Source organism: Anaerosporomusa subterranea (genome assembly GCF_001611555.1).
Taxonomy (GTDB): Bacteria; Bacillota; Negativicutes; order Sporomusales; family Acetonemataceae; genus Anaerosporomusa; species Anaerosporomusa subterranea.
In genome coordinates this window covers 862772-887482 of sequence record NZ_LSGP01000017.1, presented here as the reverse complement: position 1 = coordinate 887482, position 24711 = coordinate 862772, and the positions used below count along the sequence as shown (strand labels likewise).

General features: G+C 43.7%; 23 protein-coding genes and 3 tRNA genes. 5 read left to right on the top strand and 21 right to left on the bottom strand.

What is annotated here, in order from left to right:
* The 5 genes from AXX12_RS11570 to AXX12_RS11550 all read right to left on the bottom strand — a co-directional run bounded on the left by AXX12_RS11570 (window position 1) and on the right by AXX12_RS11550 (window position 5745).
* The gene (locus AXX12_RS11570) at window positions 1-834 is read right to left on the bottom strand and encodes a sugar phosphate isomerase/epimerase family protein (protein WP_066242539.1); all 834 of its coding nucleotides are present in this window, start codon (window positions 832-834) and stop codon (window positions 1-3) included.
* A 57-nt stretch (window positions 835-891) separates the two neighbouring features.
* Complete coding sequence (locus AXX12_RS11565) at window positions 892-1896, bottom strand: TRAP transporter substrate-binding protein (RefSeq protein WP_066242537.1); 1005 nt, start codon at window positions 1894-1896, stop codon at window positions 892-894.
* A gap of 241 nt (window positions 1897-2137) precedes the next feature.
* A complete protein-coding gene (locus AXX12_RS11560; RefSeq protein WP_066242534.1) occupies window positions 2138-2902 on the bottom strand; it encodes a response regulator transcription factor in 765 nt (254 codons plus the stop codon).
* Entirely contained in the window at window positions 2902-4716 is a 1815-nt protein-coding gene (locus AXX12_RS11555) for a cache domain-containing sensor histidine kinase (protein WP_066242531.1), read from the bottom strand. The genes AXX12_RS11560 and AXX12_RS11555 overlap by 1 nt, the downstream gene beginning before the upstream one ends.
* A gap of 21 nt (window positions 4717-4737) precedes the next feature.
* Window positions 4738-5745: a TRAP transporter substrate-binding protein gene (locus AXX12_RS11550; RefSeq protein WP_156478635.1), complete on the bottom strand. Its 1008-nt coding sequence runs from the start codon at window positions 5743-5745 to the stop codon at window positions 4738-4740.
* Window positions 5746-6146: 401 nt separating this feature from the next.
* Here AXX12_RS11550 and AXX12_RS11540 point away from each other — a divergent pair, with 401 nt between their 5' ends.
* Window positions 6147-7541 (top strand): sedoheptulokinase, encoded by a 1395-nt coding sequence (locus AXX12_RS11540; RefSeq protein ID WP_066242522.1) that lies wholly within the window; start codon window positions 6147-6149, stop codon window positions 7539-7541.
* A gap of 34 nt (window positions 7542-7575) precedes the next feature.
* Entirely contained in the window at window positions 7576-8496 is a 921-nt protein-coding gene (rbsK, locus tag AXX12_RS11535; RefSeq protein ID WP_066242520.1) for a ribokinase, read from the top strand.
* A gap of 270 nt (window positions 8497-8766) precedes the next feature.
* Here rbsK and AXX12_RS11530 read toward each other — a convergent pair whose 3' ends face one another.
* From AXX12_RS11530 to AXX12_RS19040, 8 genes are all read right to left on the bottom strand, one after another.
* On the bottom strand, window positions 8767-9744 hold the full coding sequence (locus AXX12_RS11530) for a tripartite tricarboxylate transporter substrate binding protein (RefSeq protein WP_066242517.1): 978 nt from the start codon (window positions 9742-9744) through the stop codon (window positions 8767-8769).
* Window positions 9745-9862: 118 nt separating this feature from the next.
* On the bottom strand, window positions 9863-11368 hold the full coding sequence (locus AXX12_RS11525) for a tripartite tricarboxylate transporter permease (RefSeq protein ID WP_066242514.1): 1506 nt from the start codon (window positions 11366-11368) through the stop codon (window positions 9863-9865).
* Between the two features lie 11 nt (window positions 11369-11379).
* Window positions 11380-11829: a tripartite tricarboxylate transporter TctB family protein gene (locus AXX12_RS11520; RefSeq protein WP_066242512.1), complete on the bottom strand. Its 450-nt coding sequence runs from the start codon at window positions 11827-11829 to the stop codon at window positions 11380-11382.
* Between the two features lie 7 nt (window positions 11830-11836).
* A complete protein-coding gene (locus tag AXX12_RS11515) occupies window positions 11837-12745 on the bottom strand; it encodes a dihydrodipicolinate synthase family protein (RefSeq protein WP_066242507.1) in 909 nt (302 codons plus the stop codon).
* 36 nt (window positions 12746-12781) lie between these two features.
* Window positions 12782-13804 carry a sugar kinase gene (locus AXX12_RS11510; RefSeq protein WP_066242506.1) on the bottom strand — a complete coding sequence of 341 codons (1023 nt, stop codon included), beginning with the start codon at window positions 13802-13804 and terminating at the stop codon, window positions 12782-12784.
* Between the two features lie 42 nt (window positions 13805-13846).
* Window positions 13847-14500 carry a bifunctional 4-hydroxy-2-oxoglutarate aldolase/2-dehydro-3-deoxy-phosphogluconate aldolase gene (locus tag AXX12_RS11505; RefSeq protein ID WP_066242503.1) on the bottom strand — a complete coding sequence of 218 codons (654 nt, stop codon included), beginning with the start codon at window positions 14498-14500 and terminating at the stop codon, window positions 13847-13849.
* A gap of 36 nt (window positions 14501-14536) precedes the next feature.
* On the bottom strand, window positions 14537-15349 hold the full coding sequence (locus tag AXX12_RS11500; protein WP_066242501.1) for an IclR family transcriptional regulator: 813 nt from the start codon (window positions 15347-15349) through the stop codon (window positions 14537-14539).
* A gap of 1182 nt (window positions 15350-16531) precedes the next feature.
* Window positions 16532-16915 carry a zinc ribbon domain-containing protein gene (locus AXX12_RS19040; RefSeq protein WP_197470697.1) on the bottom strand — a complete coding sequence of 128 codons (384 nt, stop codon included), beginning with the start codon at window positions 16913-16915 and terminating at the stop codon, window positions 16532-16534.
* Window positions 16916-17451: 536 nt separating this feature from the next.
* Between AXX12_RS19040 and AXX12_RS11490 the strand changes: the two genes are divergently transcribed.
* Window positions 17452-18267 carry a hypothetical protein gene (locus AXX12_RS11490; RefSeq protein ID WP_066242498.1) on the top strand — a complete coding sequence of 272 codons (816 nt, stop codon included), beginning with the start codon at window positions 17452-17454 and terminating at the stop codon, window positions 18265-18267.
* 119 nt (window positions 18268-18386) lie between these two features.
* On the opposite strand, the gene AXX12_RS11485 is transcribed toward AXX12_RS11490, so the two are convergent.
* On the bottom strand, window positions 18387-18755 hold the full coding sequence (locus tag AXX12_RS11485) for a hypothetical protein (RefSeq protein WP_066242495.1): 369 nt from the start codon (window positions 18753-18755) through the stop codon (window positions 18387-18389).
* Window positions 18756-18774: 19 nt separating this feature from the next.
* On the opposite strand from AXX12_RS11485, the gene AXX12_RS11480 reads away from it, so the two are divergent.
* Both AXX12_RS11480 and AXX12_RS11475 read left to right on the top strand, forming a co-directional pair.
* On the top strand, window positions 18775-19320 hold the full coding sequence (locus tag AXX12_RS11480; protein ID WP_066242493.1) for a tyrosine-type recombinase/integrase: 546 nt from the start codon (window positions 18775-18777) through the stop codon (window positions 19318-19320).
* Window positions 19321-19636: 316 nt separating this feature from the next.
* A complete protein-coding gene (locus AXX12_RS11475; RefSeq protein WP_066242492.1) occupies window positions 19637-20464 on the top strand; it encodes an Ntn hydrolase family protein in 828 nt (275 codons plus the stop codon).
* Between the two features lie 478 nt (window positions 20465-20942).
* On the opposite strand, the gene AXX12_RS11470 is transcribed toward AXX12_RS11475, so the two are convergent.
* The 7 genes from AXX12_RS11470 to rph form a co-directional block, all read right to left on the bottom strand.
* Window positions 20943-21018, bottom strand: a tRNA-Arg gene (locus tag AXX12_RS11470).
* Between the two features lie 57 nt (window positions 21019-21075).
* Window positions 21076-21149 (bottom strand) — tRNA-Gly (locus AXX12_RS11465).
* Window positions 21150-21166: 17 nt separating this feature from the next.
* Window positions 21167-21243: transfer RNA gene (locus tag AXX12_RS11460), tRNA-Pro, on the bottom strand.
* Window positions 21244-21311: 68 nt separating this feature from the next.
* The gene (locus tag AXX12_RS11455; RefSeq protein WP_066242489.1) at window positions 21312-22547 is read right to left on the bottom strand and encodes an NAD(P)-dependent malic enzyme; all 1236 of its coding nucleotides are present in this window, start codon (window positions 22545-22547) and stop codon (window positions 21312-21314) included.
* A gap of 222 nt (window positions 22548-22769) precedes the next feature.
* On the bottom strand, window positions 22770-23243 hold the full coding sequence (locus AXX12_RS11450; protein WP_066242488.1) for a metallophosphoesterase family protein: 474 nt from the start codon (window positions 23241-23243) through the stop codon (window positions 22770-22772).
* Window positions 23240-23833, bottom strand: a complete 594-nt coding sequence (locus tag AXX12_RS11445; protein ID WP_066243092.1) for an XTP/dITP diphosphatase — start codon at window positions 23831-23833, stop codon at window positions 23240-23242. Before AXX12_RS11445 ends, AXX12_RS11450 begins: the two co-directional genes overlap by 4 nt.
* Before the next feature lie 5 nt (window positions 23834-23838).
* The gene (rph, locus tag AXX12_RS11440; protein WP_066242485.1) at window positions 23839-24579 is read right to left on the bottom strand and encodes a ribonuclease PH; all 741 of its coding nucleotides are present in this window, start codon (window positions 24577-24579) and stop codon (window positions 23839-23841) included.
* Between the last annotated feature and the right edge of the window lie 132 nt (window positions 24580-24711).

The window sequence follows — 24711 nt, the reverse complement described above, 5'->3', positions numbered from 1 at the left end:
TCAAATCCTCTCGCATTTATTTATTAGAAAACATTGTGCAAGTCTGGAATAACTTTCTCTTTTAACGATTTCTTTATTGGGAATACTCAAGGTTTCTAACGATACGAACCCCTGAAACTGGTGCTCTATGAGCGCCTTCACAACAACAAGAAAGTTAATTTCACCAGTGCCTGGCAAACCTCTGTTGCTGTCAGCAAAATGGACATGAAACAATTTGGCTCCTAAAGCATGAATGGCATCTTCAATACTAGTGTCTTCCAGGTTAGAATGAAACGTATCAAGCAGTACTCCTACATTGTCAAAAGGACAATCGGCTAAAAATTCTAGTGTTTCCGTTGTTCCGTTGAGTAGACAGGTTTCCTGTTGATTGATAGGCTCAACCATCAGGCGAACGCCCTGTTTCTGGGCATAGGCGGCGCAGCAAGATAGGCTGTCCGAGAAGAGACCCAACAGTTGCCGTCTTGTTTCAGGAGTTCCCTTTCCCCGAAGCAGTCCGACCGTCACTAACGGAAATCCAATTTGAGTTGCTAAATCAATATGCTCTTTCATACGGGTAATTGCTTTGGTTCTAATATCAGTATCACTACTGGAAAGACTGAGTCCCTCCAGCCCGAAGGCCTGCCCGGTAGAGATGGTGGAAACCGTCAATTGATATTGCTTCAATTTTTGCTTAAGTTGCGGGACGTTGACGGTATTCGGTTGAGCAATACAAACTTCAATTCCATCAAAGCGGTTCAGATTTAACCACTCTAACCCCTGATCAAACTCGCAAGCGGCAAATGGAGAAAATACCGTATCATACTGCAATGGAACAGTAGCACTGAGTTTTATCAAGTTATCACCCTATTCCATGGAATATACCCGGGGGAGATTACTCCCCCGGGTCCTTAATTATTTTCGGGCTTTTTCGATAGCTTCCATCTCTGCTTTGAATTCGGCACCGTACTTATCAATAACTGGTTTTACTGCAGCTTGCCAGGGTTTGAAGTCTGTAACATCAGTAATTGTCACACCGGCTGCCCGCAATTTGGCCTCAGAGTCTTTTTCGAAAGCTGTCCATAATTGCCGTTGATATTTGCCTGCTTCGAGTGCTGATTGTTTAAGAATTTTTTTATCTTCTTCCGACATTTTATCCCAAACAAATTTGCTCATCAGTAGTACTTCCGGAGCTCTTTGATGTTTATTCAGCAGGCAATATTTCGCTGCTTGGTAATGGTTAGAGGTATAGTAACTGGGAAAATTGTTTTCTGCTGAATCAATTACCCCTGTTTGCAGTGAAGAAAATACTTCGCCGTAAGGCATTGGAGTGGGGCTTGCACCGAAAGCGTTAACCATCTCCATTGTCACTCGGTTCTGTTGGACACGGATTTTCAGCCCTTTGATTTCTTCTAAGCTTTTTACCGGTTTCTTAAAGTAGAGACTGCGGGCGCCATTGTCATAATAGGCTAGACCCTGCATTTTGGATGACGCGAGAGTATCCAGCATCTTAGTGCCCATGTCCCCCTCGAGGAACTTCCACATATGGTTCTCGTTCTCAAAAACATAAGGTAGGGAAAAGACGGAAAATGGCTTGCTAAATTCGGCTAACGGCGAGGAGTGAACCCGAGTAAATGCGATTGCTCCCATTTGAACTTGCTCAATAACCGATTTTTCATCACCGAGCTGCCCGGAAGGATATACCTCAATTTTAATTCTTCCTTTTGTGCGTTCATTGACCAATTCAGCAAATTTTTTCGAGGCTACAGTGGTTGGATAATCAGGGGGTTGATTCTCGGCCAAACGAAAGGTCGTCGTTTTTGGTGCTTGATCCGTAGCATTCTTCGTACTACAGCCGGTTAACAGCAAACCTGTTACTAGTACACACATTAGCGAGGCAATAATCTTTCTACCTGTCATAATAAACCTCCTATATATGGTTAATCCAAGCAAGACCTCTGAGACCGTTTGATAAAATTAACCCTCCTTTCCAGGTGACATGGTAAAGTCAATTTTAACTCACCGTCAATTCTCAATATTCAATCTCATTATATCTGTCTCTTGGGCTAGATTTGCTGATGTTTTTTATGATTAATTTGTGATTTTTTACTGTATTAAATAAAGAAAAAAGCTTGCTAATGCAAGCTCAATAGTTGCCTTATTATTTTTTCATCATACTCTCGGGCATCATTACCTTGCGACACTTATGCCTATATTCCGAAGGTGTGCAGCCCATTTCTTTTTTAAAAAAGTTACAAAAGTAAGGTAAATCGGAATAGCCCATTCGTTCTGCAATATCGGCTATAGTCATTTCGGTTTTAGCTAAACTTCGTTTGGATTCCCTTATCCTAAGGCGAGTCAGATAGTCAACGAAATTCATGTTTAATTGTTGCTTAAATATGGCACTTAAATAACTTGGCGAAATATGGACATGTTTGGCCGCTTTTGATAAATTCACTTCGCTCAGAGGGGTGGTCTCAATAAATTGCAAAACTTTACTAATCAGTACCGAACCACTTTTCTTATCTTTGGTAGTTTGGCTTTCTAGTTTCAGTTCCCTTGCGTTCACCCATTTTTCAAAGCAAGCTTCTACATCTGTAATCTGGATCGGTTTCAGGAGATAGTCAAATACGCCTAACCGCAAAGCTTCCTGCACCAGATGGAAATCATCATACATGCTAATAACAATAAAATCCTGTTGTACGCCTCGTCTGCGGACTTCTTTAGTAAATGTCAGGCCATCCATTCCTGGCATTCTAATGTCGGTAATAACAAGATCAGCCGCATGAGACTCTAACCACAGCAATGCTTCTTCGGCATCCTCACATTCTTTTATCACGCGAAAAGGCATATCAATCTCTTCAATCGTCAAGCGCAATACAGATCTAACCCACTTTTCATCATCCACAATCAAAATTGTAAACACTACGATATCTCACCTTCTAAGTTGGTTAGTGGAAGCCGTAAGCTAACCTTGGTTCCCGCGCCCGGCAAGCTACTGATTTGTATACCAAATTCGTTACCAAATACATACTTAATACGGCTATGCACATTTACCAAACCAATATGTTCCGAATAACTAGCCACATTAGTATGCAGAACCTCGTGAATATGCTCCAGCTTCTCTTTGGGAATACCATTTCCTGTATCTGTAATATGGATAAGAAACGAGTTTTCGTTTTCTCTTTCAGCTGTGATAAAAATAGTCATACGTTTTGATTTGCGGTCGATGCCGTGCAGGAAACAATTTTCAACTAACGGCTGCAAACAAAACTTTACTACCTGCTGATTTAATGCCCATTCGGGCATGTTGATCAAATGAGTAACCATATCCCCAAAACGATAATGCTGGATTTTAAAATAGGTTTCCAGGCGGGTTACTTCTTCATGCAATTTGACGACATTTGTGCCTTGTCGTAAATTATACCGAAGCAAGAGGCCGAGAGTTCCTGCCATAGTAGCAATATCACGTGCTCCCTTTTCCATCGCCATTCCTCGAATAGTCTCCAGGGAATTGCCAATAAAATGAGGATTGACCTGTGCCTGCATTACCTTAATTTCCAATTCCTTTTGTGCTAGCTTGGCCTCGGTCTCCCGAACCCGGGACAAATAAACTTCTTCCACCAACCCGGCTAGTCTAATGACCATTTTATTAAAGCCTCTGGACAATTGTCCGATTTCATCACGTGAACAGACCTCAACTTCTCCCTTGAGATGACCCGTCTCCACCTCCCTCATAAGCTTCTGTAAGTTTCGTACTGGCTGAATTATAGTAGTCGAGTACGCCAAGCCTAAAAGATAAGCAATAATCAAGGTTATAATGACAGTTAATGAAATACCCTTGCCAATACTCAGCACTTCATTTTTGACTTCTCCATATGGTATTGTCACTAAAAAGGTCCAATCGAGGTGCCCTGAATTCGATACTATGATATATTGCTGTTCTTCATCTATATTTAGCAAAGTCTCTGGCATAGCAGAGCGGATGACATCCAATAGGCCGCTTTTTATCGGCTTTCCTACCATTGATTTGTCAGGATGATAAACATACCGTCCGTCTGTATCTATAATAAAAAAGCTGCGGTCGCTTACATTAAAGTTTTGAGCAATCTCTTGCAGCCTGCGAAAATTAATGTCAATAATTAACAGCCCCATTGGTTCTAACGTCTGGGGACTGATTACTCGCCTAATCAAAGATAAAACTGGTTCTGGTCTCCCCTGCATATGCACAATGCGGGTAACTAAAGTGGAATGTTCTTCACGATTAGACATAAGGGGAAACCAATATTCCTGCGAAAAATCTGTTAGGGGGTAATCATACCGATCTACAGCCTGAATTGACCCTCTATGATCCAAGCTCAAGTAGATATTAGAGATTTCCGGTGCCAGAAACATCATTTCCCGCAGTACACCTTGGGCAGTTGCCGAATCAACGGTTTGCCCGTCTGATACCTGTCTCAAAAAGGAAATCATTTCAGGACTGTTCAATATCTTAATAGCGCTACCGATAAAACTACGCATGTAGTATTCCATGTGCGATTTTACCTGATTTAGGACTTCCAAGTTATAACCAAGTGCTTGAGTTTCGATTACATTGGAGGACCAATGATAGGATATTAATCCCACGACTAACATTGGGATAATAACCAGTAATGCTGATAAAAAAAATAACTGGATAGAAAGCGGTTTATCCTTAAAAAACAACACGCGATACGAGCGATCAAGTTTTCTTAGCGCCATTTTACACCTGCTGCTGCCTATCTAATTACGAACTTTTTCGATAGCTTCCAATTCTTTATTCAGTGTTTTTTGATACTTGGTTAATACAGGTTTAACAGCCTTATGCCATTGTTTTATATTATCAACCTCGATTATTTTAACTCCTGCTCTACGCAGGCTATCTTCAGACTGTTTCTCAAATGTATGCCAGATTTTCCGTTGAAACTGAGCTGCCTCTTTGGCCGATTGCCTAATAATCATCTGATCATCACTGGACAGCTTGTCCCAAGTAAGTTTACTAATCAGCAATACCTCCGGAGCTCTTTGGTGCTTGCTTAATAGGCAATACGGTGCATATTGATAGTGCTTAGAAGTAAAATAACTGGGAAAATTGTTTTCCGCTCCATCAATTACACCATTTTGCAACGAATTCAGTGTATCTCCATACTGCATAGGAATCGGACTGGCTCCCCAAGCACTAATCATATCCATAGTGACTTTGTTTTGCTGTACCCGGATCTTTAGCCCTTTAAGCGCTTCCAACGAATCGACCGGTTTTCTAAAATAAAGGCTCCTCGCTCCATTATCATAATAGGCCAATCCCTGCATTTTCGATGAACTAAGGTTGTTAAGCATCATAATGCCCATTTCACTTTCAAGAAATCGCCACATATGTTCCTCATTATCAAAGATGTAGGGAAGCGAAAGAACGGCAAACTGTTTATTGAACTCCGCCAGCGGGGATGAATGTACCCGCATGAAATCAATCGCCCCAATTTGAATTTGTTCAATAGCAACCTTCTCGTCCCCTAATTGCGCTGACGGATATACATCAATTTTAATCCGTCCCTGTGTGCGTCGATAAACAAGATCCGCAAACTTACGTGAAGATACTGTCGTTGGGTAATCGGGTCCCTGATTTTCTGCTAATAAGAAAGTGACTTGCGGCACATCTCGTTTCTTAGAGCTGATCTTTGTATCACATCCGGATATCAAGAAAATGGGTAGCATCATACATAACAGAGCCGCAATCAGCCTAGATATAGTCATGATATACTATCTCCTTTTCGAGTTTCCGGTCATAAGTATCCGATTCTTTCCGCCATTATGTATTTCACTACTTGGACAAATGCACAGAAAATTCCTTCAAACAAATAAATTCTTAATTTAGTAACCTTGTTAATTAACCTAAATAATCTAGTCTGCTGCCTTTCATACGCGAGGTTGTTGTTCCTGGTTCGGCGCAAAGAGTACAGAAAATCAAAAAGGAATCCCATATAGCGGCTGCTGTTGTGATTCCTTTTTAATTAGCCTCCAAACGTAAGCTTCCAAATAAAAAGAAATGATTGCTAGATGATTGGTAGATAACCTATACTTTTATTCATAAGACCCTTTAATCACTGTGTTTGACAAAAGAGCAAAATGTTGGAATCAAGAAATGAGGTGCCATATTGACGCAGTACTTATTAGTCGATTTTGGGACAACGAGAGTAAAGTCAGCGATCGCTGACCTAGAGACGGGGCAGATCAGCCACATTGATAGCCGACCAGCTTGTACCATACCAGCAGTTGAGCACGAAAACAGTGAAATTCCCATTAAGAAATTTCAAGACCAGTTTGCCGCTCTGTGCACGGAGTATTATATCGAACGAGGTATCTCTTTTACAGGAATAATGCTGTCATGTCAAATGCATGGTTTTAGTGTCTTAAGGTCAAATTATGAACCGGCTAGCGGATATATTACCTGGAAAGACGAGCGCTCTAGCCTGTCGATTGCGGGTAAAACTTCTTGGGACTTATTCAATCAACATTTCGGGGCACGTTTTCGCCCGATTACCGGGATGAACCCTAGGCCCGGGCTTCCGGTTTTTAATTTACTCCATATGGCGCGCCAGGGGACCATACCGAAAAACGCAATAGTTGTTTCCCTGTCAGAAGTTCTTTGCCTGGTAAGCAATGATTATACAGACCTAATACATCCAACTATGTTAGCCGGATTAGGAATATATGATATAGAAGAACTTGAAATAGCCACAGACTTTCTACAGTTCATTTCCGATGAAACCGGCTGCGTCATCCGCTACTCTAGTAGTGCTGACGAAACAAAGTGTGGTGGATTTTGGCATAGCCCGATTGGCAAGAAAGTACCAATTTATGTCGGTGTAGGCGATCATCAGTGCACCGTATTAGGGGCAGGAAATATCCCGGGAGAGACTTTATCGATAAACTTGGGAACAGGCTCTCAGGTGGCTGCGATTGATTTTCAGTATGCTCTAAACGAGCAAGTTGAGAAGCGCCCATATTTTGGCGAGAGTAACTTGACAACGATCACCCATATCCCAGCCGGGCGGGCACTTACCGAATATATTGGTTTTTTAGAAGATGTGTCCAGAATGGTTGGTAATCCAGGTGACGTCTTTTGGGATTTGCTTTCGAAAACCGACGTTAAAGCAGCGCTTGAGGCAGAACTTGAATTTGACTTAGGTATATTCAGTAGTTGCTGGCGTTACTCCAGCGGGGGTGGAATTCGCAACATCAACGAGAGCAAATTTACGCTTAAGAATTACTTTTCTGGTTTGTTGGGCAGTTTCTGCCGTCAATACCAGGCTGTAGCTCAATGTATTGATCCATCCAGAGCACTAACAAAATGTATACTCAGCGGTGGTATCCCGCAAAAGCTCCCTCAGATAGCAGAGATACTATCTGTCCAGTTAAATCGCGAAGTTGTGAGGACTGAGGCTATTGACGAGGCACTTATTGGTCTTCGGACGCTCGCCTTGGTTGCAAGCGGTAGAGCTCCAGATTATAAGCAAGCGTCAAAATTCTTCGCGTTTGAGAAGAAATGACCCAACAATAATACTCTGTTGAGGGGGAAGAAAATTGGCAAGTGAAGGGCTAGTTGTACTTGTTATCGGCAGCTTGAATATGGACTTGGTTGCAAGAGTAGACAGTCTACCGGAGAAAGGTGAGACAATATTTGGCAGGTCATTTGCGCGGTTCCCGGGGGGAAAAGGGGCCAATCAAGCCATAGCGGCGGCGAGGATGGGCGCCAGGGTAACAATGGTAGGTTGTGTGGGAACTGATGATTCTGGCAAAGAGCTCCAATTAGGTTTAGTGGAGAATCATGTAGATGCCTCTCCGGTTCGTTCAGTTGATGAATGTACAGGAACGGCTCTAATTACAGTAGACCGCAATGCTGCAAATACGATCATAGTAGTTCCTGGCGCAAACGACTGTGTGACGTTTGACGATATTGATACAGCCTTAGCCGGATTTAAAACACCTGGTATCCTCGTACTTCAACACGAAATCCCAGCACAAGCAGTCTGCCATGCAGTTCAGTCTGCTAAAGAAAAAGGTTGGTTCGTTATCCTCAATCCAGCCCCTGCCCGTGAGCTTCCCGATCAGGTAATGCAATACGTAGATATTCTGATTCCCAATGAAACAGAAGCGGCGGTTCTTTGCAAACGGCCAATCCAGTCTGTAGAAGATGCAGCTGGCGCAGCGAGAGAATTGCTGGCAAAGGGAGTTAAAACGGTAGTAATTACCATGGGACGCCAGGGTGCTCTCTGCTGCACGAACGATTCCTTGCGGCACGTGCCACCTCTACAGGTATCGGCAGTCGATTCCACCGCAGCCGGCGATGCCTTTGTTGGTGCGCTTTCCTGCTCTCTGGCAAGAGGAGAAACTCTCGAATCAGCTTTACAGATTGCATCTACTGCTGCGGCCTTGTCGGTTACCCGTCCTGGGGCTCAACCTTCCCTTCCCTCGTGGGAGGAAGTTAAGCAATATTTGCGTTGACGAGTAATCGTATTGCCTAGCGACCGAGAGTGTGACAGATATGTCGATTTAAAAAGTAGAAAGTCGGAGCACGCAAAGCGTACTCCGCAGACTGTTGAGAAGCCTCTTCGGCAGGGCGTTCAGAAAGGTCCAGATACTAGGCAGCCCCGCAGACCCAGCAGCGACGCGTACTAAAGGGTACGCTAGCAATGGGTTTGCGGGGCTAACAACGTAGATGGGCCTTTATCAACGCCCTGCGGAGCACGTAAAGCGTACTCCGGCTTAATTTCATTACTTCAGATTCATGGTGGGGATCAACTGGGAATAAAACTTGAACTGAGCATCTGTAAACTTAGTGAATTCCTCAGAGGACATATATGCTGCTGTATATCCCCGCTCTGCAGAAAACTTCTTGAACGATTCGGAAGCGACAGAGTCTTTTAATGCATCGGCTAACACTTTTTTAACATCATCCGGTGTGCCTTTAGGGACAACAAATCCGCCCCAGCCAACGATCTCAACATCATATCCCTTTTCTTTTAATGTTGGAACATTCGGGAATTTCTTATCCCGTTCCGGACCCATTACGGCAAGTAGCTTAAGTTTTTTAGCATCAATACCTGCCATTACTTCAGGCACACTGACTGCAACTGCGTCTATGTGTGCGCCCATCAAGGCGGTCACAGCCGGTGCGGCTCCGTCAAAGGGTATATCCGAAAACTTTACATTCGCTTTATTCGCCAATGCCGTAGAAGCAATGTGCCAGATTGATCCTGCGCCGGAGTTGCCGATTTTTACTTTGCCAGGATTCTTCTTGGCATAGTCAAGAAACTCTTCAATGGTATTATAGGGAGCGTCCGCATGAACTGTAATCGCCGCTGGAAGTACCATGGCGCGACCAATCATATCAAATTTGCTAGGTTCGAGATCGGTAAGCCCTAACGACTTTAACATCGTTAATTCAACCGGAATATAGCCAAATGTATAACCATCTTTGGCGCTTGTTTGAACAAACGACATCCCAACAACACCTGTGCCACCAGTCTTGTTGTTAATAACGATAGGAACTTTCAATTTTTCTTCCATGCCTTTGGCAACGATGCGGGAGGTTGCGTCCGATGCGCCCCCGGCACCGAAGGGAACGACTAATTGGATTTCTTTTTTGGGGTATTTGTCCTTAGCCGCTTGTTCCGGAGCCTTTTGGCCCCCACAGCCTGCGAGCAGCAATACAGAAACGCACAGCAGTCCGAGAAGAGTCTTTTTCATCATAATCCCCCTTGCAAATTAACTATTTTCCCCATTCTGGCATTTTCGTTAATTGTTTACTTATGAATAATACCTCCTTCACTACTCTGTATGTGAAACTGCAAGCATCAGCGAAAACATACTACATTTCAGAGTTGCTTGCAAAGATTTCCCGTTTTTTCTTCACTTCTGCAATGATACTAAAGATTAGCATTATTGCAGCAAGGGTAAGAAGGATACTGCAAATAGGGCGTTGGAAAATCACTAAAATATTGCCGTCAAACATCTTAAGCGATTGCAACAGGGCTCGCTCCATCAGTCTGCTTAGTACAAACGTCAAAACGATGGGTGCCATCGGAATATCAATCTTTTGCATGAAATATCCGACAATCCCGCCGACAAGCATGACCCCAACATCCCAAATTTCATTACTTACCGTATATGCGCCTAATATGGAGATAATCAGAATGATCGGGTACAACAATTTTGGCGGAATCATGGCAATTTTAGCCCACCATCCCGCTAGTGGCACATTCATGATTAACAGCATAAAATTACCAATAAACATACTGGCAATAACTGCCCAAACAAACTCTGCGTTGTTTAGGAATAGGGTAGGCCCAGGAGTCAGACCATGCATGATGAAGGCTCCGAGAATAATTGCAATGGTCGGAGAACTGGGTATGCCTAAAGTGAAAAGAGGGATCAGCGCTCCGCCGCAGTAGGAATTGTTGGCTGTTTCGGGTCCAGCCACTCCTTCTATTGCCCCTTTGCCGAAACGGGAAGGATCTTTAGCCAGCCTTTTTTCCAAGGAGTATGATAGCAGGGCCGGAATAGCAGAACTTGTTCCTGGTATCAACCCGATCAAAAAACCCAATCCTGTTCCCCGGCTTATGGCCTTCAAGGTTGGTGACCATTCTTCACGTCGAGGCAGAAGACCCTTTACTTCCGCAGGTTTCTGTAGTGATGACAAATCCTCCATGCCAATGAATATCTCTGTAAGTCCAAACAAACCCATCGCAATTGTTACTAAATCAAAGCCGTCGAGTAAATGGGGATTGCCAAAGGTAAAGCGGATGGCCCCTGAAACCGTATCCATGCCAACCAGTGACAGCGTTAGTCCAATAAAAGTTGCAATTAAACCACGCAGCAAAGATTTGCCCATTAGGCCAACCACCATCATCAACCCAAGTACCATAAGTGAAAAAAACTCTGGCGGTCCAAACCGTAATGCGAAATTAGCTAAAGCCGGACCAATGAAAGCAAGGCCGATAATTGATACTGTACCGCCAATAAAAGACCCAATTCCTGCTACGCCAAGCGCCGTACCACCTCGCCCTTGCTTCGCCATTGGATATCCGTCTAAGCAGGTAATAACCGAGGCAGCTTCGCCAGGAGTATTGATAAGTACAGAAGTGATAGTCCCCCCATACATAGCACCATAGTAAATACCGGATAACATGATAATCGCCGGTATCGGGCCCATCCCAAACGTGATCGGAATTAAAAGGGCTGTAGCAGTCGTGGGCCCCAGGCCAGGTAGCACCCCGACTAGCATTCCTACTGTTACACCAATTAAGCAATATAGTAGATTCCACCAAGTGAGTGCAATTTCAAAGCCGTTCAGTAACTGACCAAGCTGATCCATTATTCCCCTCCTTACCAACCCAAGGCATTAACTGGAAGCGGAATGCCGAAGGCTTTGTTAAATGCCAAGAACAAGAAGACAGACACACCGATCGATAACCCTAATGCCCAATGCCACTTATAGCCTCGGATAAATAGGGTATATAACAGGATACTGCTAGCAATCGTAAATCCAGTGTAATTCAATAGAATCATGAATAAGAGAATCGAGCCCCAAACCGATAATACATTTCTAAACGCTTTCCGATTCGGGAAAACATCCCAGAAGCGAATGGCATCGTGCTTAACAGATTGCCAAATAAATAGTAGTGTTATCACTATTAAGATGCCGCTTAACCACAGCGGAAACAAACCCGGTCCGGGGCCAAATTGAGTATAATATTTTAGTGACAGCGCCAACCAAAACATACCCGACGCATAGATTAGCACTACAATTCCTATCCAGACTCCCAAATTCTCCATATCAACCTCACAACCCCATTGCCCGGGCCTCGCGGTCAATTTCAGTCAATTGTCTTTTTAGTTCATTTATTTCCTCGTCCGTTAAATCTAACTGCGGGGCTTTCATATATCCGACGTCAATCCCTCGCAGCTTAAGTCCTTCCTTAAAATAGGACATATTACAGCCGCTTTTTAGTGTCAAGATATATTTGTTAGTAAGTGTTTGAAGTTGTCTAGCCTTCTCCAGATCTCCGACCTTAAATGCGTCGTAGATGGCTACAAATGGTTCCGGATATACACAGGCGACCCCGGATACCGTTCCATGACATCCCATTGCCAAAGCAGCCAGGAATAAGCGATCCACTCCACTTACTACGGAAGCAGTTCCTTGATTAATAGTGAGATATTCGCTCGTTCTAAATAAATCAGCGTAGCTGTACTTAACACCAACGACATTGGGGCATCGGTTGGCTATTTTTTGGACAACTTCTACTTTCAAATCGTTTGCTGCGCATTGAGGAATATTATATAGATATACCGGAAAGTCATCCGGAACACTTGATGCAACTTTGACAAAGTACTCTTCCATTTCTCGATCATTCACACCCAAGAAAAATGGCGTTACACAACCAATCCCCTCTGCTCCGATTGAGTGCGCATGTTTGGCCAATTCAATAGTATCTTCTTGATTGACAGCCCCTACGTGGATGTATACTCTAACCCGGTGATTAGCTGTTTCGACAACTGTTTGTGCAACTTGCTTTCTCTCTTCTACTGAGAGCCTAAATCCTTCTCCCGTTGTTCCCAGTGGATACAAGCAGTGAGTGCCTTTTTCTATTAAAAAATTTGTTAGGTTTTTCATCTTATCGAGATCGACTGTTCCATCTTTACTAAAAGGAGTTATCATTGCCGTAGTTAGCCCATATAAGTATTTCATCTCATCATCTCCTTATAGAATATCTTCTGTTGATAATTACCTTTGAACACGCCCCGAACCGTCTCCACCCATTAATGCCTCAATTTCACTGACAGTTGACAGATTAAAGTCAAGCTCGATTGAGTGTTTCAAGCATGATGCTGCAACCGCAAAATTGATAGTCTTCTGATGGTCATAGCCGTTACAAATTGCATAGATCAGACCAGCAGCAAAAGAATCTCCGCCACCGACACGATCAACAATATGCATTTTATATTTCTTTGAAAAATATGCATTTTTATCGGCATAAATTATTCCCGCCCAATTGTTATCTGATGCCGATATACTAGTTCTCAGAGTAAATGCAACAGTTTTTAATCCATACTTCTCGGAGAGTTGCCTAGCTACATCCACATAGCTTTCACGATCGAGTTCCCCTTTCGCTACATCACTATTAGCGGCTTTCACACCAAGCACCTTTTCCGCGTCTTCTTCATTGCCTACGAGAACATCAACATTTGCGACAATCTCGGGCATAATATGCTGTGCCTGTTCAGGCGTCCAAAGATTTTTTCTGTAGTTTAGATCGCAAAAAACTTGGACTCCCTTTTTCTTGGCAACTTTACATGCGTCTAAACAGATACCAGGTAGATTCTCGCCTAGTGCAACCGTAATCCCGGTAAAATGAAATGCATCCACACCCTCGAGAATTGTCTCCCAGTCGAACTCTTCTCTTTTCGCCATCGATATCGATGAGTACTTTCTATCATAAATCACCTTCGATGGTCGTTGTGAGGCACCTCGTTCTAGATAGTAAGAACCAAGCCTATCGCCACCATAAACAACATGGCGCACACCAACACCAAATTTTCGCATGGTAGCTATTGCACATCGCGCAATATCATTATCAGGAACTTTCGTGACATACTCCGCCGTCATCCCCGTCGCGCTAAGTGCAACACAGACATTAGCTTCCGCTCCTGTATAGTTAACCTTAAACTCATCCACCTGGGAAAACTTATAATAGCCAGCCGGACTCATTCGCAGCATGATTTCTCCAAAGCCTACTACTTTTTTCATTAATCTACTCTCCTATTTATGAGCATGAGACAAGCTCTTTTTCTAATAGTCGCTTGCAATTTTTGAAAAGGCTTGGGCCCTTCTTGTAATCTCTTCAAAATTACCTTCAGCAATAAGTTTCTTTTCTGAAAGACGTCCACTTACTCCAGCCCCGGCAAATCCAAGTTTCAGATATTCCGGAAGAGTTTCCTCGGTAACTCCTCCTGTAGCAACAAGCTTCACATGGCTAATCGGAGCCAAAATATCTTTTATGTAATTAAAGCCAAGGGTTCCGGATGGAAATAGCTTTACAAAATCAGCTCCAGCATTATGAGCAGTTAAAATCTCCGAAGGAGTCATCGCACCGGGAACTGAAACAAGTCCTAGTGCCTTGGTATACTTAATGATCTCTACATCAACATTTGGAGAAATGATATAGCTTGCTCCGGCATCTTTGGCAGCCATTACTTGCTCTTTAGTAAGAACCGTCCCTGCACCAATCTCCATGCAACTTCCGAATTTTTCAAGAAGACTTCGGATCGCCTCAGATGTTTTCTTAATACATTCCGGATCACTCTGGTCAAAGGTGACTTCCAGCATGTTAACTCCACCTTGACTTAGAGCACTGGCCAGACTAAGCAGATCTGGCCCATAGAGTCTGCGGCAGATTGCTATCACCTTGTGTCTCCGAATGAATCCTGCAGTTTCTTTGTCCATAGAATCTTATTCCTCCTTTGGAATTTGTTTACTTCGCTATTGGGGCAGAATTGAACACGACGGAAATAAATCAGCTTTTGTAGAAAGCAAATTTGAAACATCCATCAACATCTCTGCATATGATGGCAATATTTCATCTTGCATACTAATGATTGATCCTGAAATACTGATTGCTCCTAGCACTCTTTCCTTGCTTCTTATAGGAACTGCAACACATTTCACGCCATGAGTTTCCTCACTGCGGTCAATAGAATAACCTCTTTCTCGGTCCCTCTGAAGTTCTTGTATAAGGTCATCATAGTTAGTTATAGTTGTCGGAGTGTATTGTGGGAGTCCATAATAATTAACAATTGTTTTCACATCATCTTCTCGCATCTGACTAAGCATCGCTTTCCCGCATCCCGTACAATGCATGAGTAGTGTCTTGCCTGTAACAGAGTAACCAATCGTTCTTTTTCCAGGGTAAATTCCTTCAAGATACAAAACCTTCCCGTGCCTCGGAACAGTAAAATAGACCATTTTATTAGTGCTGGCTTGAATATCTTCGAGAAGTGGAACTGCATATTCCAAAATGGGCAAGGATCTTCTTACGCTGTAACCAAATTCAAGCAGTTCAAGACCTAGACGATAGCTCTGATTACTCTCATTTTTTATGATCAGACCAAGCAGTTCTAACGTCCTGAGCATGTTTAGCAACGTGCTTTTAGGCATCTTAAGTTCTAAAGCAAGCTGTGACAATATCCATTCCGGCTTATTTCCTGTAAAACATTTCAACACTCTTATAGAATTAGCAACCGAATTAATTTTCCATAATTGATCGCCTTTGACGATATTATCCATTGATTCCATATTCTTGTATATCTCCATCCTTTCCGCATCAAATTATATGCATTTTGTTCATCATGCATGAACTATTTTTACTTGTATTGTACGACTGTCAAAGCAACCCTGTCAATATATTCTTAATATTAATTCTTATCTGTTTTTTTTGATGGTCGCATAGCTCTAGCAAGCCAGTATTTACAAATCTGCTGCCAATGATGACGGGCAGAGTCATTCGATCCTGAATAATAGGCATCTCCGTAATTCACTAAATAATTATCAAAAGATTTCATTCCAACGGTTGGAAATTCCGAAAAACAGGAAATTAAAAACGTCCCTCAAAGGAGCGTAAGGGAAAAACCATGCAAACTACCTTCCTGGTATCCGCAAACAGACATTCCAAGCTTTGGCGTCCTTATTACTTTACATCAAGAAACCATCGTCCTTCATCACAAAACAGATAAACTTCTTTACCGCAAATGCGGCACGTGTATCTAATGCCTTGACCGGCGAGGTTGAGAGATGCTGCCTGTCGCACATCTAATATACGATCAATTTTGAATATCCGTCCTCCCACTTGCTTCCTTTTGTGTAGCCACTTGCAAATTTTCTATTTGATTATTTAACTCAATTTCTTGACCGAGAAATTTACCTTTTTTTATTCTTTTTAGCAATTCGGCAATTTCTTTTTTAAAATAAACACAATGGTAAATCCGAGAATTGGCCAAAGCAACTGTGCTAAGGCAACAATCATTTGATTTATCAACTCGAAAGTTGTCATCGTACTCTTCTGCTCCCTTGCGTATGATATTTAGCCTATTCGTGACTAAATACCATATCTCTGCTAATTCTCTCTAAATAAAAAAGCCCCAGCCAAACGGCCAGCGGCAAAATTAAAATACCCCGGTGGCTGGGGCATTTTAGCAGGATGTAATAGATGTCAAGATGGAGGCGGTTAGGTTAGCTAATACTGCTAAGTTGTGAAATTGTTGTCCTCAAAGACAAAGAACAGCAGAAGGATTATAATAATAATTATCACAATCCCAGATCCACCAAATCCACAACCGCCAAAATTACGGTTACCCATGAAAACACCTCCTATTGAATCTACTACATACTATGTTGGATTACAGAACTCGGTTACAAAACAAAAAAAGCCGCCCACCCCGAAGGGTGAGCGGTTGGCATAGGACGTTTTACATCGTTAGCTTAATTACCGAAAAGTAAATCGAATATAGCCCAGCGGTCAGATTTGTTTTCAAGTATAACCGGATCGTATAGCTCAACATAGCCACAATTACAGCATGACACTACGAGGAAAACATTATTTTGGAAATTCATCAACCTAGAGAATCCATCGCCAGTAGTAGATATTCGCTTAACGCGGGCATTCTTACTTTTACACTTGCAGCAAACAAATCGGGCCCGAATTTGCTCATCTAGCGTTTTCAACTCTAGAGCTTTTCTTTTCTCTTCCTCTGCTTCTTTTTCCTTTTGACATTTCTCACAATATTCTATAGTTGCACCTTCACAGATACAATCATCAGGCTTTTCTTCAATGTTCTTGCCACAAGATTTGCAGGATCTTCGCACCGTCATCCCTCCTAACTCTTTCTCATGATCTACCTAAACTTAGAGATTCGCTTTGTACCAGATTATTCCTCTAGTGATTATATATTAAAAACAAAAAAACCAGCCGAAGCCGGGACAAAGCCAAAAGTCACCATCCATCAACTGGACGAAAATTAAAATGCCCCGGCGGTAGGGCATTTTAAAAGGAGGTAATAGATAATCAAGAGTGGGTCGGGCAGAGGTGGCCTAAGAGAATAGGTTTAGCTCGTAAAGTCGTTGTCGAAGCTGAAAAGCAGAAGTATGATGATGATGATAATGATGATACCACCACCAAATCCGTTTCCACAGCCTCCAAAACCAAAATTACGTCCCATAAGAACACCCCCTAATTAATTATCTAATACATTATATGGTTAGTTGAAGCAAAGTGCCACGATGCAAAACAAAAAAGCCGTACCCCGAAGGATACGGCAAACCAAACCTCAAATATACTTTTGACTCGTGAAACATCCGATGGTAAAATATAGTAAAATATTCATAAAACAGAGGAGGCAAACATGGTGAGATATTGTTTAAGAAAGTTTTTGAGCGGCGTAATACTTATTGCTTTTTTGTTCTTATCCGGCAACCCAAGTGCTACTGCTTCTCAATTTACAAAGAAATTGGACAATGATACAAAAATAATGCCGCCTGGATTTATAGTGGCTACTTGGTCTGAAATACCAAAATTCAAAAAAGGAACTGTTGTTACGCTCAATATGTATGGAGAAGTACTTGAAGGCACATTAGCCGATGACGTAAATTTACCATACGAAACTGGCACAACACAGAATGTTGTCAAACCAACTGCCATGAGCTACGCACCTCCTCCAATTCTTTTTATGCCTACATATGTAGATCCAATGCCGAAAAACAGGCTTCTTCCATTTAAGGGCGGCACAAAAGTTATCTTCAACGATAGAGGAGAAGCCATTAACGGAACATTAAACGGATCGGATCACAACATTGTGCTGAATGCAACGAATCATATAGGAGTATCTGGCGGCGAAATAAGCTTTCATCAAAACGGGATACCGGCGCGTTGTACATTAGCTGATAATTCCTATTTTCGCCCTGTAGGGTGGTCACAAATATTAACCGAAAACATTACAGATATCACGGCTTATTCCGGATTTATTGAATTTATGGCTGGAAAGCCCGTGTTGCTAAACGAGAAAGGCGAAGTCATCAAGGGTACATTAAACAAGGACACCAAACTGCGTTCATTACGGACTTTTTTAATAGGCAATTTTGAAATAGAAACAAAGGCCTTTGAAGCCGGAACTGAAGTGGAATTTGATGAAAAAGGCATTGCCGCAAAAGTATCAAAATAATTATCATTCTCCCTCTCATTTTATATTCGTACACTCAACTAGTAAAAAGGATAGGTATAAAAATAAAAGATGCCCCGGAAGTTTTCCCTCCGGGCAAAACCAGGAAGAAAACTATAGAATTACCATTGAATAGCCTTCCACCGCAGCCTATAATCCTGATCCCCGTGCCGGTCCACGCCGGCATCAACACCGATCTGTTTGTGCTGGATGGTTATGCCTGAATACTTACCAAAAAACAATTCAATGCCGCCCGTTTTTGTCCGGTCGATGATCTGCGGCTTGATTTCAAGGTTGATGCCGATTTCAGATGACTGACTAAGACTTACCTTCCCTTGCTCAAACTTCTGCGTCTCACCCTGCAACAATCCGAACTCATACGGCTGACCGTTCACCTTAACATTGACGGTCGGCTGTTTTATTTCTGTCTGTACGTCGGTTTTCTCGGTGGCCTTTGTACCATTGGCTTGGATATAAATTTCTTTCGGCACGTACTGGATGACGGTGTCTGTGACGGTCTTGATTTTTTCTACGACTGGTCAAGGTCTTTCCCTCAAAAAGCCTAAGACAGAAACGTCAAAGCGAATAATAGCTGTCCCTGGTTCGGTCATGGACTTACTTAAGCAGCACAAAGCACAGCAAGCTGCAAGACAGCTTAAGCTAGCTAATAAATGGCGGCCATCACTTAAACAAGAAGAAGGCACAGCACCCATAGACAAAGAAGAAGAGCGAAAAACTGAGCACATATTCACAGCTTGGAACGGCGAAGTCATGCACCCTGATACCTTCAATAATTGGTTAACGAAGTTCACCACTGCTAATAAATTACCCCATATCAGTCCACACGCTTTCAGGCATATGAGCGCGACCTTTGCCCTTGTCCAGGGTGTCAACCTGAAAAGCGTATCCTCGCGGCTAGGCCATAGCAAACCTAGCACAACAAGCGATATTTACAGCCACGCTTTGAAGCGTGTAGACCGCGACATTGCCGACAGGATGGAAACTTTCATTACGGCCGCAAAGCAGCAGACAGACACACAAAAAGGGCAGGCATAATAGTGCTTGTCCTTTTTGTATATAAAATCAACATATACAGAATTGACAGTGTTAAAATACTAGTATGTTAAATTTTCCATAACCATGAAGGAGTTTCCATCCTACCACCGAATTATGCATTAAATGGAGAATTTGCAGCTCAATAACACGCACAACGATGCGCAATGTCTTAGATAGGTTAAATATCTTCTTTCCGTTATGTCGCTTTTGAAAGAGATACCCCATTATCCCTACAGAATATATCGAATAGGGGAAGGTGTTATTTAAGGCAGGGACCTTTTATCGATGTTAGTCATACTATGAAGGGAAAGATTATATGACCATCGCAATTTCAATCAAAGTAAACGACGGTGTAGTAATGGCTACCGACAGCGCAGCAACAATGTTTTCGCATAATGGCAACGCAGCCTATATCTACAATAACGCCAATAAACTATTTAATGTCCCCAAAGGGTTGCCTATTGGGCTCCAAACAGCCGGACTGGGCGGGATAGGGCAAGCATCAATAGGAACTCTCGTGAAAGATTTTAGAAATTACGCCATGAGTACTGGCCATCAATTTAACATAGATCCCACTAATTATACGATTCAAGATGTAGCAGAAAAATTCAAGCAATTCATTTTTGATATGAATTACAACCAGGCATTTCAAACAACTCCAGTGGCCGACAGGCCATACCTCGGGTTTCACATTGCAGGATATTCAACAGGGCAATCTTTACCAGAGGTTTGGCGAATATATATTGCACAAGGTCAGTGTAATGGTCCCATAAATGCGCAAGGCCAAGGCATTACCGGAATATGCTGGGATGGCGAGCCAGAGCCGGTAATCCGCCTGATGAAAGGGTTTGGCACACAACTACCAACCATTTTAGCTAATGCAGGAATTCCACCCGCTAAAATACAGGATATTATGAATCAATGTGGAATAGAATTAGATGCGGGTTTTATTACGGCTCCCATGCCAATCCAAGATGCAGCAGAATTGGCCGCTTTCTTGGTTGAAACTGCATCAAAATGGGCAAAATATCGTCCAGGAGCTGATTCAATCGGCGGACATACCGACATCGCCGCTATCACTAAGCACGAAGGCTTTAAGTGGATACAACGAAAGCAATATTATGATAAAAAATTTAATTCATAGAAGGGAGTGCTGATGATGTTTGATATGTATTCTGTAAATTATAGCGGGCCAAAACAACGCCCCACTACCGAAAAGCAGGAGACACAAAAGCCAACCAGTTGCGGTCCCTCGCAATATAGTTGTATCAGTTATCCTAACGGGTTCCCGCCTGCAAAGTCAACTAATCCTAAGAAATAGTTTCCTTAAGCCCGGATATCCGGGCTTGTTTTTTTATCGTGATATTTTAGATTAAGCTAATATCACGATGAGCATTTGCAATCACCTCCTGCAGAATGTTGTGCAGGAAGCGACCATCACGATTGGAGCCCTTCAGAAAACACAGCAGAAAAGTCAAGAAGTGATAAAAAGGGCAGGCTCAAGACCTGTCCTTTTGCTTTTATTGGTGGTCATTGGCAACATTTTTTAATTGATTGCCAACAAAACCGCCAACAGTTGACATAATAAAAGGCTCCCAAAACCTTGGGAGCCGCGTAGTTACTGGCGCGCCTGGTACGATTCGAACGTACGACCAACGGATTAGAAGTCCGTTGCTCTATCCTCTGAGCTACAGGCGCATATATTTTATTGGATAAACGGCACAGAGCGTATGCCCTGTGCCGATTTGTTACAATTGGAGCGGGTGATGGGAATCGAACCCACGTAGCTAGCTTGGAAGGCTAGGACTTTACCATTAAGCTACACCCGCGAACTTTGTGATTAAATTGGTCGGAGCGGCAGGATTTGAACCTGCGACCCCCTGGTCCCAAGCCAGGTGCTCTACCAAGCTGAGCCACGCCCCGTTTGTATAACCACAAAGAGTATTATAGCTGAGAACAGACTGTTATGTCAAGACCAGACTCTATATTTTTTAACGTTCCTGGTTACGTTTAATACGGGCAGCAGTGTTGGCCCGTACGGTCTCGGGATCAACCTGGATGCGGGCGACGCCGGTTTCCATCGCTGCCTTGGCAACAGCGGCGGCAACCGCAGGGGCAACACGCGGATCAAATGCGTCAACAACTATGTAGTCTTCACGTAATTCTTCCGGACGAATCAAATCAGCGATGGCGTAGGTAGCAGCAACCTTCATTTCTTCATTAATTTGCTTAGCTCGCACATCGATTGCGCCGCGGAACACGCCTGGGAAAACAGTTACATTATTTACCTGATTTGGAGAGTCGGAGCGGCCAGTACCGACAACTTTAGCGCCTGCGGCTTTGGCATCCTGATAGTTAGTCTCCGGTACAGGGTTCGCCATGCCAAAAACGATAGCATCCTTACCCATCGAAGCAATGATCTCTTTGGTAAACAGTCCGGGGCCTGATACGCCAAGCAGGGCATCGGCGCCTTTAGCAATTTCAACTAGGTTGCCTTTTTGCTGATTCTTATTCGAGTTTTTCGCTAGTTGTTCTTGGATACGATTGAGTCCTGGCATTCCATCATATAGCGCACCGTTAACATCAACCATAATTAAATTCTGGGCGCCGGCGCTAACGATCAAACGACCAATGGCACTGCCTGCCGCACCGGCACCGTTGACGACGATTTTCGCAGTCTTGATATCTTTTTTAACAAAACGCAGTGCCCCAATCAAGGCAGAAACTGCAGCGATGGCGGTTCCATGCTGATCATCGTGGAATACCGGAATGTCCATGATCTTTTTAAGTTCGTCTTCGATATCATAGCATTTTGGCGAAGAGAGGTCTTCCAGGTTAATGCCGGCAAACGTCGGCTGCAGCAGACGAACAGTTTCGATAATTTTTGCTGGATCTTTGGTGTCCAGACAAATTGGTACTGCATCAACGTCACCAAAAACCTTAAATAGCACAGATTTGCCTTCCATAACTGGTAAAGCTGCTTCCGGGCCGATGTCTCCTAAACCTAAAACGCGAGTGCCATCGGTTACGACAGCCACCATATTGCCACGGCAAGTCAGATCAAAGGAAAGGTCTTTGTCTTGTTTGATTAACTTGCAGGGTTCGGCGACGCCAGGGGTATAGATTACACTAAGATCTTCGCGGTTAGCTAGTGTAGCCTTCGCTGCTACCTCCAGCATTCCTTTATGTTTCTTGCGTAAAGAAATGGCCTTTTCTAAAATAGTCATGAACACCCTCCTCTGCATGTCTAACGACACAATCATTTAATTAGTATACTACATTACGCAAATGCGTATGCTAATTATTTCACATTTTTCGCAAAAACACAAGTATTATGTTAAGAACGTGCATCATTTCACAAATATAAATACTACACTAGTCCTTTGGAGACAAACAAAAGCGAAAAATGTTAACGGCAGAGGGCATTGAGCAGGCGAAGGAATACGCAGCTATAATTCAATAAGCTGGGGAGTAATTATCTGTGACGATACAATGAGCAGGCCACAACTGGCCGGAAAGCCGCCGCGGGGGCGACTGGCGCTGCCTGGGTTGAAGATCAGCAGGTCTTGCTCCCAATGAACTTCCGGAATATGAGTATGCCCGTAAATCACGGCCTGTACTTCATATTTTCTCGCCCAAAACAGCAAATCAGCGTGTCCTTCCCGAACATGATTACGATGACCGTGGGTCAACCAAATTCGGTAACCTTCGAATTCGAGAAATTCATCAGGCTTCGCCTCAGTACGTCCATCACAGTTACCGGTGACTGAAACAACTGGCAATCCAGTCAACTCTACCAAACTCCGGCTGTCCTGACCATGATCGCCTGCATGCAGCCAGAAATCTGTTGTTCCTACCCGGGCTACTGCACGCTCAATGGAACGGCGGTCGCCATGGGTATCGCTGATGACACCAATTTTCATAGTTTTTGCTTCAACACCTTAGCTAAGTCCCGCAACGCGGCGCCGCGATGGCTGACCGCGTTTTTCTCGGCTAGCGTCATTTCAGCTAATGTTTTGCCAAGCTCCGGTATATAAAACAGCGGGTCATATCCAAAGCCGCCGTCACCACGCGGTGTCTCTAAAATAATCCCTTCGCAGGTCCCTTCTGCAGTCAGCAGGTCTCCTAGTGGATCGTAGTAAACGAGAACACAGCGAAAGCGAGCTGTCCGCTGTTCTGAACCGAGTCCGGTCAAAAGCTTCAGCAGTTTAGCATTGTTGTCAGCATCTGTCGCCGCCGGACCGGCAAAGCGGGCTGAGTATACTCCTGGCGCACCGTTTAGCGCATCCACCTCAAGCCCTGAATCATCTGCCAAGCAAATCGTTTTTGTTGCCTCTGCGTAATAACGCGCCTTTAGTTCGGCATTGGCGGCAAAGGTTTCGCCGGTTTCCTCCGGTTCTGAAAAATCGCCGCAGTCACTTACCGGTATGACCGAAAACGGCAATCCTGTAAATGCAGCCTTGATTTCTGCAATTTTGCCCCGATTTTTGCTAGCCACAGTTAGCTTGCACATTCCGTCTAATCTGCTCTGCCAATTTTCCATGCGGTTTCACCTAACACTTCTTTTTGATATTCAATCAACTGGTTAATACCGGTTTCTCCTGCCGCCAGCATCCCATCCAACTGTTGGCGGGAATACGAAGACTTCTCACCAGTGCCTTGGACTTCGATATACTGTCCAGAGCCCGTCATGACTAAGTTGAGGTCAACGCCTGCCCGCGAATCTTCTTCATAGCAGAGATCAAGCAGCACATGATCGTCGATCACGCCAACACTGATAGCGGCGAGAAAGTCGATAACGGGAAAGGGCTGTCCGAGAGTATGAAAGCGCGATACAGCATCCACTAAAGCGACGAAAGCGCCGGTTATCGAAGCTGTGCGGGTGCCGCCGTCTGCCTGGATAACGTCACAGTCGATCAGGATCGTACGTTCGCCCAAAGCCTTCATATTGCATACGCCGCGCAGAGAGCGACCGATCAGCCGCTGTATTTCCTGGGTTCTCCCAGTCACCTTGCCTTTAGCGGCCTCACGTGGGTTTCGGCTTTGTGTTGAACGCGGCAGGAGAGAGTATTCAGCAGTTACCCAGCCTTCACCCGATCCCTTAAGAAAGTGTGGTACTTTTTCTTCCACTGTCGCGGTACAAATCACCTTGGTATCGCCAAAGCTAACTAGCACAGAGCCCTCTGGGTATTTTAAATAATTGCGTTGAATACTGACAGTTCGCATTTGGTCGTTAGCTCGTCCATCAAATCTTGCCATGTGTTCTGCCTCCTGTTTTTTTCTTAATGATAGCCCCGTTCCCAGGGCGCTGAGATGCCTCCATATGCTAGGCGCGACGAGGATTACGCAGCGCCGCGTACGTTCGCAGGTACGCAAGTAAGTAACCCGCAG

What these genes read in the sequence shown, in the direction of transcription:
- AXX12_RS11565 (WP_066242537.1), bottom strand. Translation starts at nt 1,896, where the DNA reads ATGACAGGTAGAAAGATTATTGCCTCGCTAATGTGTGTACTAGTAACA.
- AXX12_RS11555 (WP_066242531.1), bottom strand. Translation starts at nt 4,716, where the DNA reads ATGGCGCTAAGAAAACTTGATCGCTCGTATCGCGTGTTGTTTTTTAAG.
- AXX12_RS11550 (WP_156478635.1), bottom strand. Translation starts at nt 5,745, where the DNA reads ATGACTATATCTAGGCTGATTGCGGCTCTGTTATGTATGATGCTACCC.
- AXX12_RS11530 (WP_066242517.1), bottom strand. Translation starts at nt 9,744, where the DNA reads ATGATGAAAAAGACTCTTCTCGGACTGCTGTGCGTTTCTGTATTGCTG.
- AXX12_RS11525 (WP_066242514.1), bottom strand. Translation starts at nt 11,368, where the DNA reads ATGGATCAGCTTGGTCAGTTACTGAACGGCTTTGAAATTGCACTCACT.
- AXX12_RS11520 (WP_066242512.1), bottom strand. Translation starts at nt 11,829, where the DNA reads ATGGAGAATTTGGGAGTCTGGATAGGAATTGTAGTGCTAATCTATGCG.
- AXX12_RS11515 (WP_066242507.1), bottom strand. Translation starts at nt 12,745, where the DNA reads ATGAAATACTTATATGGGCTAACTACGGCAATGATAACTCCTTTTAGT.
- AXX12_RS11510 (WP_066242506.1), bottom strand. Translation starts at nt 13,804, where the DNA reads ATGAAAAAAGTAGTAGGCTTTGGAGAAATCATGCTGCGAATGAGTCCG.
- AXX12_RS11505 (WP_066242503.1), bottom strand. Translation starts at nt 14,500, where the DNA reads ATGGACAAAGAAACTGCAGGATTCATTCGGAGACACAAGGTGATAGCA.
- AXX12_RS11500 (WP_066242501.1), bottom strand. Translation starts at nt 15,349, where the DNA reads ATGGAATCAATGGATAATATCGTCAAAGGCGATCAATTATGGAAAATT.
- AXX12_RS11490 (WP_066242498.1), top strand. Translation starts at nt 17,452, where the DNA reads ATGGTGAGATATTGTTTAAGAAAGTTTTTGAGCGGCGTAATACTTATT.
- AXX12_RS11475 (WP_066242492.1), top strand. Translation starts at nt 19,637, where the DNA reads ATGACCATCGCAATTTCAATCAAAGTAAACGACGGTGTAGTAATGGCT.
- AXX12_RS11455 (WP_066242489.1), bottom strand. Translation starts at nt 22,547, where the DNA reads ATGACTATTTTAGAAAAGGCCATTTCTTTACGCAAGAAACATAAAGGA.
- AXX12_RS11450 (WP_066242488.1), bottom strand. Translation starts at nt 23,243, where the DNA reads ATGAAAATTGGTGTCATCAGCGATACCCATGGCGACCGCCGTTCCATT.
- AXX12_RS11445 (WP_066243092.1), bottom strand. Translation starts at nt 23,833, where the DNA reads ATGTGCAAGCTAACTGTGGCTAGCAAAAATCGGGGCAAAATTGCAGAA.
- rph (WP_066242485.1), bottom strand. Translation starts at nt 24,579, where the DNA reads ATGGCAAGATTTGATGGACGAGCTAACGACCAAATGCGAACTGTCAGT.